The sequence below is a fragment of the Staphylococcus sp. HMSC059F04 genome (assembly GCF_001812565.1).
GTDB lineage: Bacteria > Bacillota > Bacilli > Staphylococcales > Staphylococcaceae > Staphylococcus > Staphylococcus lugdunensis.
In genome coordinates, this window is sequence record NZ_KV809470.1 from 187144 (window position 1) to 196895 (window position 9752).

8 protein-coding genes are annotated in these 9752 nt (G+C 34.9%); 7 read left to right on the forward strand and 1 reads right to left on the reverse strand.

Going from position 1 to position 9752, the window contains the following annotated elements; genetic code table 11:
- Nucleotides 1-12 precede the first annotated feature (12 nt).
- The 3 genes from HMPREF2864_RS07865 (at nt 13) to HMPREF2864_RS07875 (ending at nt 2540) form a co-directional block, all read left to right on the forward strand.
- Nucleotides 13-1302, forward strand: coding sequence for a dihydrolipoamide acetyltransferase family protein (locus tag HMPREF2864_RS07865; RefSeq protein WP_002479035.1), 1290 nt, complete (start codon nt 13-15; stop codon nt 1300-1302).
- A gap of 145 nt (nt 1303-1447) precedes the next feature.
- Complete coding sequence (locus HMPREF2864_RS07870) at nt 1448-1786, forward strand: PadR family transcriptional regulator (RefSeq protein WP_002460740.1); 339 nt, start codon at nt 1448-1450, stop codon at nt 1784-1786.
- Nucleotides 1776-2540, forward strand: a complete 765-nt coding sequence (locus HMPREF2864_RS07875) for a hypothetical protein (protein WP_002460739.1) — start codon at nt 1776-1778, stop codon at nt 2538-2540. Before HMPREF2864_RS07870 ends, HMPREF2864_RS07875 begins: the two co-directional genes overlap by 11 nt.
- Before the next feature lie 615 nt (nt 2541-3155).
- Here HMPREF2864_RS07875 and HMPREF2864_RS07880 read toward each other — a convergent pair.
- A complete protein-coding gene (locus HMPREF2864_RS07880) occupies nt 3156-3485 on the reverse strand; it encodes a hypothetical protein (protein WP_002460738.1) in 330 nt (109 codons plus the stop codon).
- A gap of 383 nt (nt 3486-3868) precedes the next feature.
- On the opposite strand from HMPREF2864_RS07880, the gene HMPREF2864_RS07885 reads away from it, so the two are divergent.
- The 4 genes from HMPREF2864_RS07885 to manA all read left to right on the forward strand — a co-directional run bounded on the left by HMPREF2864_RS07885 (nt 3869) and on the right by manA (nt 9716).
- Nucleotides 3869-4642 carry a hypothetical protein gene (locus tag HMPREF2864_RS07885; protein ID WP_070545305.1) on the forward strand — a complete coding sequence of 258 codons (774 nt, stop codon included), beginning with the start codon at nt 3869-3871 and terminating at the stop codon, nt 4640-4642.
- Nucleotides 4643-4870: 228 nt separating this feature from the next.
- Entirely contained in the window at nt 4871-6733 is a 1863-nt protein-coding gene (locus tag HMPREF2864_RS07890; RefSeq protein ID WP_002460735.1) for a BglG family transcription antiterminator, read from the forward strand.
- A gap of 79 nt (nt 6734-6812) precedes the next feature.
- On the forward strand, nt 6813-8762 hold the full coding sequence (locus tag HMPREF2864_RS07895; protein ID WP_070545303.1) for a fructose-specific PTS transporter subunit EIIC: 1950 nt from the start codon (nt 6813-6815) through the stop codon (nt 8760-8762).
- Between the two features lie 15 nt (nt 8763-8777).
- Nucleotides 8778-9716: a mannose-6-phosphate isomerase, class I gene (gene manA, locus HMPREF2864_RS07900; protein ID WP_002479029.1), complete on the forward strand. Its 939-nt coding sequence runs from the start codon at nt 8778-8780 to the stop codon at nt 9714-9716.
- Nucleotides 9717-9752: the final 36 nt, after the last annotated feature.

The following is a 9752-nucleotide window of genomic DNA, read 5'->3' on the forward strand; positions in this document are numbered from 1 at the left end:
GGGGTGACATAAATGAGTCAAAATATCATTATGCCAAAGCTAGGTATGACAATGACAGAAGGTACTGTAGAAGAATGGTTTGTCGCTGAAGGTGATGATGTCAACGAAGGTGATAGTATAGCAACCATTAGCTCAGAAAAATTAACCCAAGATATTGAAGCGCCAGCGACAGGAACATTGCTAAAAATCGAGGTTCAAGCAGGAGAAGATGCTAAAGTTAAAGGTGTTCTTGGAATCATTGGTGATGCAGACGAAGCTACAGATAATAGCTCAAGTTCAACTGAGTCAACAAATGAAACTGCAGATACATCAGAACATGATCAGCATGAGACGTCAACGGAGACAGCAAAAGACGATGCTCAATCTTATTCAACAGAAAAATCAACTGCAGATGTGGAAAAATCACCACAACACACGCGTATCTTTATTTCACCACTTGCACGCAATATGGCTGAAGACAAAGCGTTAGATATTAATCGCATAAAAGGCACAGGTGGAAATGCACGTATTACCAAATTAGACATTCAACGCGTAGAAGCTCAAGGTTATGATTACGATGACAGTAAAGCTACTGAAACATCAGTCCAAACAAGTAAAAACGTTGATGTTACTAATATTGGAGAAGGATTAAATCCAATGCGTAAGCGCATCGCACAAAATATGCGTGAAAGTTTAGCTAACACAGCCCAATTAACATTACATCGCAAAGTAGATGCCGATCGTCTACTTGATTTTAAAGACAAATTAACCGTTGAATTAAATCAAGCAGATAAAGATGTGAAATTAACTGTAACTGCACTCTTAGCTAAAGCAGTTGTACTTGCCTTAAAAGACTATGGCGCAATGAATGCACGCTATGACAATGGTGAGCTATTGGAATATGAGGATGTTCATTTAGGTATTGCAACATCATTAGAAGAAGGGCTAATGGTACCTGTTATTAATGAAGCTGATACGAAAAGCATTGGTGCACTCGCTGAAGAAATTAAAAAAACATCTCAAGCCGTACGTGATGGTCACACAGATGATGTTCAATTGAGTGGTGCAACATTCACCATCACGAATATGGGTACAAGTGGTATTGAATACTTTACCCCTATTCTTAATCTAGGAGAAACAGGGATTTTAGGTGTTGGTGCATTGATGAAAGAAGTCACATTAGATGGTGATAGTTTGAGACAAGTGTCACGTATTCCTTTAAGTTTAACTTTCGATCATCAAATATTAGATGGCGCAGGCGCTGCAGAGTTCTTAAAAGTATTAGCAAAATATATCGAAAATCCATATTTACTTATTTTATAATAGGACAGCACACCCTCAATGCATTGGTTAAATGGATTGAGGGTGTTTTTTTGGAAAATTACTATCTTTTATTGTAAGATAGTTGACAAAATGAATTTGATGTACTATCTTATATTACAAGATAGTTGATAAAAAGGTGATAGATATGTCTGTTTCGAATCAAATGATGAAGGGGCTTTTAGATGGTGCAATTTTAGGCTTAATTGCAAAAGGTGAAACGTACGGTTACGAAATTTTAGAAAAATTGAAAGAAAATCAATTTCCAGAAATTAGTGATGGGAGTATTTATCCAGTTTTACTACGTCTAAGCAAAAAGGGTTATGTGCATACCACAACACGTAAATCCGATAATGGCGGCCCTAAACGCAAATATTATACAATTTCTGACAGTGGTTTAGACGAATTAACACGTTTTAAAGAAAAATGGCAATATTTAAATATTGGAATGACAAATTTATTCGGGAGTGAAATAAATGTTAAGTAAACAGTCAGAGGAATTTTTAACTAAACTTAGAGTAGAATTGTTATTTAGAGGTAAAAGTGAAGAACAAATTGATGAAATAGATGAAGAATTAAGAGATCATTTAACGATATGTGAACAGCAAGGTAAAGATGTGAGCGATATTATTGACACGCCAGTACAAGATTATGCCAATCGCTTTGCACGGCATATGCCGTTTGCTAATCAATTGGCTAAGTATATGACTTACTTTATTCTCTTTATGATTGCCGTATTTACTATCCCAGATTTATTTACTAAATCATTTACATTAAGTGTCGGTTATATTTTAAATATTTTCTTTATCTTCTTTATCAATGTCATTGTAGGATTGTATGTAATTAAAATGCTTATTTTAAAATTTGGAGATAAGAAGAGGCTTTATGTTTTAGCCTTTTTGACTGGTTTTCCTATATTTGGCTTAATGGTATTAAGTACGTATTTAACAGAAAAATTTCCGATTTATAACATCGTGACATTGAATCAACAGCAAAGTATTATTTTAGGGATAGTCTTACTTATTGCAGTTATGTTAGCGTGTATTTTACTAAAGCAAAAAGTGTATGCACTGATTATTTTAGCACTTTGTATGCCTAATATTGTTGCGTGTTTGTTTGCTAAAGACAACTCACAATATATCTATATTTCTGTGATAGGCTTAGTTATATTGACTTTCGTATTTATCGCCTTTAACATCTATCAGTTTTGGAAAGAAAGCCGTACTAATAAATCGAAATAAATTGAAATATAAAAAACAGAGTCATGATACTTAAAAGTTAAGTATTGCATGGCTCTGATTTTATTTGGATGATGTCTGAACAACATCTATTATAATAAGACTCAAAACTTACTATAAAATCGCTACACTATTATTATACATAATATTATGGGATTATAGTGGTGTTTTAGCAATAAATATGAGTAATTTTATAAGAATTAATAGACAATTTACAAAAAGTGTCGCCTAATTTCTAATTATTTTAGTTGTGTAGTTTATTTTTCTTCTGCAATTGTGACTTGACGAATAAAAATTGAGAATATAATGCACAATCTATACAATAAAATTGTACGAAAATAGTTGTAAATTTAACACTTTCAAATATAATTATATCAACTATTCAATAATCGTTATTTTGGACGTGCACAAGCGGTTTACTGCGATATAATCAAAACATAGCAACTTTCGAGTTGCTAAATTTAACACAAGTGAAGAATTTGTGTATGAAGCTATAGTCAAAAAGTTGAAATCACTGAGGTTCCAACGACACATCGATCGATGCTCTGCAGAGTATAACGCGCTACAAAATTAGTTGGATTTGTAGCGCGTTATTCAATTTGTAATAATAAAGAAAACTTATTTACTTCGCAAGATTTCAGACATTAATTGTATATAAAGGCCACTCGCTTTGTAGCCAATTAAGATGTCTTCCGTTTGAATTTTCGAAATGTGAGGTAAACCTCGAATTTTACATACCTTTTGATGATAATCTTCAAAAGAAACAGACGTTTTAGATTGAAATAACTCATAGAAATAACGATCAAGTTCACGCGTTTCATTCACAGTATAGCCGTATCGCAATAGCATTAAGTCACGAGTTTTTAAGTCAGGTGCTAATGTTTCTCGTAACATATCGATAGATTGTTTTATTAACAATAATTCATGATCTAATGCTTCTTGATTCAAACTGTTCAACTCCTTATTACTAAGAATAACCCTAACGTATCATAGCTTAATAAGATATGAAAGTAATGAAGGACAGGGGCCCCAGCAAAGAGAATTTCGAGAAGAAATTCACCAGGCAAAGCAAGTTGGGGTAGGGCCGCAACAGAGAGAATTTCGAGAAGAAATTCACCAGGCAACACAAGTTGGGGTGGGGCCCCAACAGAGAGGCTTTCGAAAAGAAAGCCAACGGACAACGCAAGTTGGGGTGCTGAATACATATAATAAAAAATATAAAATGAGATATGCTAGAATGTTACTAATAATAGCATCATAGGTTATGTCAATAAGACATCTACGTATATATAAAGATTAAAACATGGAATAAAATTACTGGAGGCAAGAACATGCTAGCAATTTTGAAAAGCACGGTTAAATTCATGCTCAAGTTTCTTGATTTTGAAAAGAAATGGGACTACTATTTTATGTTCTTTTTGAATTCAATTGTTATCATTGGTATTTTTTGCTTTCCATTAGCTATAGAAATAAAAATACTGCTAAATTTAAAGAATGATTTTTTGGAAATTATGCTAATTGCTATCGTATGTGCATTGATATTATCAAATATAATGGTATGGATCGTATTAATACAGACATGCTTAAACTTTTTTATAATTTACAGGGATTTGCAAGGTAGATGGTTTATCAAGAGAGGTTTAAATAGAAAATTTTATGAAAACACATTAAGGTTAGATACAGTAGAAGATATAAATAAGGAACTTGCTTCAAAAAATGTAGATTATCCATTACGAGCACTTTATAAATGTATTCATTATAGATACTATGATTTTGAAGGGAATATGTACGAAGAAATTGCATGTATATTTAGCAAACTTCATATGATACGAATGCATCTTTTTTCCCATCCGCATAAGAAGAAAAAGCTGGGTCTGCTTATATTAACCTTTATGATGAGCATAATGGTATGTATTTCATATATTACAGGTGGAAGTCCAATATTTTTAAATCGTATTATACCATATGCACAGTGTGTTTATTGCTTGATTAGTACAGGTATTCTAGCATTTATCAATGATGATCTTATAACAGAAAATAATAGGGCGAAAATTTTGGTAATACGGTATTTTCAACAACGAAATAATAATAAACGAAATTTTTAATAGAGGGCGGGACTAAGAATGCATTATGAATTCTGTCCCGCTCTCGTCGTAAGAAGCACAAAGATGATTTTTAATGTCAAACCATCTTTGTGCTATTATTTTGTGTTGAGACCTATATAAATATTACTAGATCCTTCATTGCTTTCCGTTTTGTTCCAGGCTACAATAAGTATTTGAAAACGGTTGCTCATTAAACAACAACGAATCCTGAGATAGAGAGTAGGGTGAATGATGATTGATCGACAATTGAAATTAGTACAGTTATTTTTAAATAATCAATCGAGTTATTTAACGTCAGATGAGATTGCAACGTATTTAAATGTATCGAATCGGACGGCACGAAATGATATTAAAATTGTAAATATGTCACTGTTAGCAGAACTGATTATAAGTGTAAAGGCTAAAGGATATACGCTTAATACGGCGCGTTACACGATTGAAGATATCGAAGCGGCTCTTCAAAGATTTTCTTTGCAGGATAGTAACCATCTAGTGCAGCTGGGTTATCGATTGTTGATGCATCATACCATCGTAACTCTGACAGATTTGGAACAACAATTTTGTTTCACAAAGCGTGAATTATTGGATTATTTAGAGCGTTTGCGCATGTGGTGTGACAAGTTTGAAGTAGATATACATATTAAAAAAAGAAAAGGTATTATTGTAGAAGGTAGTGAAACTGCAATAAATAATGCAATTTTACATTTGAATCAGTTAGCAACACAGCATGTACGTGTGGAAGATTTGATTCTGAATGAACTACCCGAAGCACATGTTTGTACAATACGTCAGATTTTTAAAACTAATTTACAAGCGGAGCAACTATCTACATCCGACATACAAATAGAACAATTGATGATCCATCTTATTTTAATTATGAAAAGACATCAGTCGAATGCACAGTCTTGGCATTTAAATGAAGAAGCCTTAGTGATTTCACGAGGAATTATTGAAGAAATTAATCATCGTTTAGGTTATGACTTAAATGATGATACAAGCCAACTATTCTCTTTTTTCATCGGTTATCATTTTAATAAGTTTGAGCTAACGTTCGAAAAACTATTTATTGATAGTTATATTCAACAATTAATTTTAAAAATGGAAGCAAAGATGCATATTCCATTTAGTCAAGATGTTATTTTAAAAGACAATCTAACAGAACATTTTAGTCGTACGTATTTGAGGATTATAAAAGAAGTGTATATGAATAATCCATTGACGAGTGAAATCAAAACGCTCTACCCATATGTCTTTAATGTATTATTTGACATTGTTCAAACACTGTCGCAAAGAGCGGATATTACGCTGAGTGAAGATGAAATTGCCTTTTTAACCATTCATTTTCAAGCATCCATTGATCGAAATGAAGTGACGCGTGTTCATATGGTTATTTGTTGCTACTATGGCTTAGGTATTTCTCAACTATTAGAAACGAAATTAACAACATTAAATCGACATATTAAAGTGCAAGATACGCTTCAGTATGATGATTTGGCTACTTATTCATTTGAAGGTGTGGATGTTTTAGTGATGACACATGATATAGATGTTGAGGTACCATCATATGTTGATGTCATAAAGATATCTCCATTATTATCAGAGAAGGATCAACATCAAATTCAATCATTGGTTAAGCAAAAGCTTAATCCAACCATAACCTCCCATGATATGAGTTCAATTCCTATTAAAGTGATTACAGCTAAGTCATATCAAAGTTTGCCTGAGTTATTTGATCGTGCACATGATATTTTAATGGCATGTCATGCAGTGCAAGAGGATTACATTCATACAGCATTATTACGTGAGAAAGCATCATCCACCTATATTGGACATGGTGTAACCATGCCGCATGGAGATCCAGACAAGGTGCTAAAGTCACATGTTCTAATTTTTAAACATAGTGAGGGTTTTTATTGGCAAGAACATGAGGTCAAGTTAGTCTTTTTCTTAGCCATTACACCTCAAGATATACACATGAATAAGCAACTGATGCACGTGCTAGCTCAATTAGATGATTCAGCTGTAGAACACTTGAGTCGCTTAGACGAAGTTGCATTTAAACAAGAAATTTTCGGATTAATACAAGGATAATTGCCGGTACTAGTGGCAATTATCTTTTTTAATGCCTTAATGTTATCGCTTACAATTTAAGTTGAGGAGCGTGATTGAAATGAAAATATTAGCGATTACATCTTGCCCGAATGGAATTGCTCATACATATATGGCTCAAGAAAAATTAGAACAAGCAGCTAAAAAGATGGGTGTTGATATTAAAGTTGAAACACAGGGCGGCGTGGGAGCAGAAAATGTGTTAACTGCCAAGGAGATACGTGAGGCAGATGGCATTATTATTGCAGCCGATAGACAAGTTGATTTGGCTCGGTTTCATGGTAAACGATTAATTAATGAAAATGTGCGCGAAGGCATTCATCATCCACAAGCATTAATTCAACGTATCATTGATCATGACGCTAAAATTTATCATCATCACGGTGAAACAAACGAACATGATGTGGTAGATGATGAAAATAAAAAAAGTGGCGTGCAAATGGTCTATCAACATCTAATGAATGGTGTGTCATTTATGGTGCCATTTATAGTTGTAGGTGGATTGCTGATAGCGATTGCTTTGACGTTAGGCGGAGAAACATCATCTAAAGGGCTAGTGGTGCATGATGGTACATTTTGGAAATCAATTGAAAATATAGGAAAATTATCATTTGGATTTATGGTACCGATTTTAGCTGGATATATTGCATATAGTATCGCAGATAAACCAGGTTTAGTACCCGGGATGATTGGTGGTGCTATCGCAGCGGATGGTAGTTTCTATGGTAGTGCTGCAGGTGCCGGTTTTCTTGGTGGCATTGTTGCAGGGTTTATTGCTGGTTATGTTGCTAAATGGATTAAACAGGTTAAAGTTCCAAAAGCGATGGCACCAATTATGCCAATTATTATTATTCCGATATTAGCTTCATTGGTTGTCGGTTTAATTTTTATTTTTGTTATCGGAGGGCCAATCTCGAGTATTTTTAGTGTGTTAACCACTTGGCTAAAAGGTATGCAAGGTACAAATATCATTATCTTAGCACTAGTCATTGGTGCAATGATTGCCTTTGATATGGGTGGCCCAGTTAATAAAGTAGCTTTTCTTTTCGGTTCGGCTTTGATCGCTGAAGGCAATTATACGGTTATGGGAATGGTCGCAGTTTCTGTGTGTACACCGCCGATAGGTTTAGGTCTAGCTACATTTTTCCAAAAACATAAATTTAATCAATCAGAACAAGAAATGGGTAAAGCGTCATTTACAATGGGATTATTTGGTATTACTGAGGGTGCAATTCCATTTGCAGCACAAGATCCATTGCGTATTATCCCAGCCAATATGTTTGGCGCAATGGTGGCAGCAGTGATTGCAGCTTTAGGTGGTGTGGGTGACCGTGTCGCGCACGGTGGTCCGATTGTAGCAGTACTTGGAGGTATCGACCATATTGTTTGGTTCTTTATAGCAGTCATTGTTGGTAGTATCGTGACAACGCTGACTGTATTATTGTTAAAACGTAAAACGCCTGCCATTAATGTTGATGAAATACAGGCAAAAACAACGTTAGCCACAGAAGTTACTACGCCTCCACAATCGTCAGTAAATGAAAATCTTGACAATAAAAATACTGCTGAACAACAAGTCTTTCATCAAGAGTTGATTGAACGTGTCCAAACACCTATGACGCGTGATGAAGCAATAGATTGCCTTATTCAGCAATTGGATAAACATGGCTATATTAATGATTGTTTAACTTTAAAAGATGCTATTGTAGCGCGGGAAGCCGAAGCGACAACTGCAATAGGAATGAACGTGGCGATTCCACATGCCAAGTCAGCTGCAGTTAAAGAACCTGTTGTGGCAGTATTACAGCATCAAACAGGTGTAAAGTGGGATAGTCTAGATGGTTCATTACCACAAATTATTTTCTTAATAGCTGTGCCAAATCATAGTAATGATACACATTTGAAGTTGTTACAACGTTTATCAAGAGCCTTAATGGACGATGCTACACGTAAACAATTTATTGAAGCAGCATCAACAGCAGATATATATCACATGTTACAACAACTATAAAGGAGGCGTCAGGACATGGTGTTATTTTTACAACCAGTTTTTCAAGAACGCATTTGGGGAGGTCGTGCCTTACAACAACAATTTAATTATGATATTCCAAGTCATACTACTGGTGAATGTTGGGCGATTTCAGCACATCCAAATGGTCCGAACATTATTGAAAACGGACCGCATAAAGGAAAGACTTTGACGCAAGTATGGGATGAAGATCGCGCATTATTTGGAGAAGATCAACGCAGCCAATTTCCACTGTTAACAAAGATTTTGGATGCTAATGATAAATTATCTGTGCAAGTTCATCCGGATGATGCCTACGCTTTAGCACACGAAGGCGAGTATGGCAAGACAGAGTGTTGGTATATTATCAGTGCTAAGGAAGGTGCAGAAATTATTTATGGTGTTCATGCAGATAATCAAATTGAGTTAGCCCAGAAGATTGATGCACGAGACTTTGACACGTTATTTAAACACGTTCCGGTTAAAGCAGGTGATTTTTTCTATGTGCCGGCTGGAACTGTACATGCCATTGGGGCCGGAATAACGATTCTAGAAACACAACAATCTTCAGACACGACCTATCGTATTTATGATTATGATCGCAAAGATAAAAATGGACAACTACGTGCACTGCATTTGGAACAGAGTAAGGCGGTTATTGATCTTGAAACGAAAAATCCTAATACGGTGCCGATACATAGTATCAAGCACGGCCAGTCAATGACACAGTTTGTGTCAAACGCATTCTTTACAGTAGATAAATGGGAAATTGATGGCACGTTACCATATGAGAAACCACATGTTTATTGTCTAGTATCTGTGATAGATGGACAAGGTATTGTAGCTATAGATGGAGAACAATGGCCAATTAACAAAGGCAGTCATTTTATTATCACAGCTGATGATTATGACGTTGAATTTGATGGACAACTCACGTTAATCGTTAGTCATCCATAAAAGGAGCGGGACAGAATTCATTATGAATTCGTAGTC

Coding starts and splice junctions, on each gene's coding strand:
- HMPREF2864_RS07870 (WP_002460740.1), top strand. CDS start 1,448: ATGTCTGTTTCGAATCAAATGATGAAGGGGCTTTTAGATGGTGCAATT.
- HMPREF2864_RS07885 (WP_070545305.1), top strand. CDS start 3,869: ATGCTAGCAATTTTGAAAAGCACGGTTAAATTCATGCTCAAGTTTCTT.
- HMPREF2864_RS07875 (WP_002460739.1), top strand. CDS start 1,776: ATGTTAAGTAAACAGTCAGAGGAATTTTTAACTAAACTTAGAGTAGAA.
- HMPREF2864_RS07890 (WP_002460735.1), top strand. CDS start 4,871: ATGATGATTGATCGACAATTGAAATTAGTACAGTTATTTTTAAATAAT.
- HMPREF2864_RS07895 (WP_070545303.1), top strand. CDS start 6,813: ATGAAAATATTAGCGATTACATCTTGCCCGAATGGAATTGCTCATACA.
- HMPREF2864_RS07865 (WP_002479035.1), top strand. CDS start 13: ATGAGTCAAAATATCATTATGCCAAAGCTAGGTATGACAATGACAGAA.
- manA (WP_002479029.1), top strand. CDS start 8,778: ATGGTGTTATTTTTACAACCAGTTTTTCAAGAACGCATTTGGGGAGGT.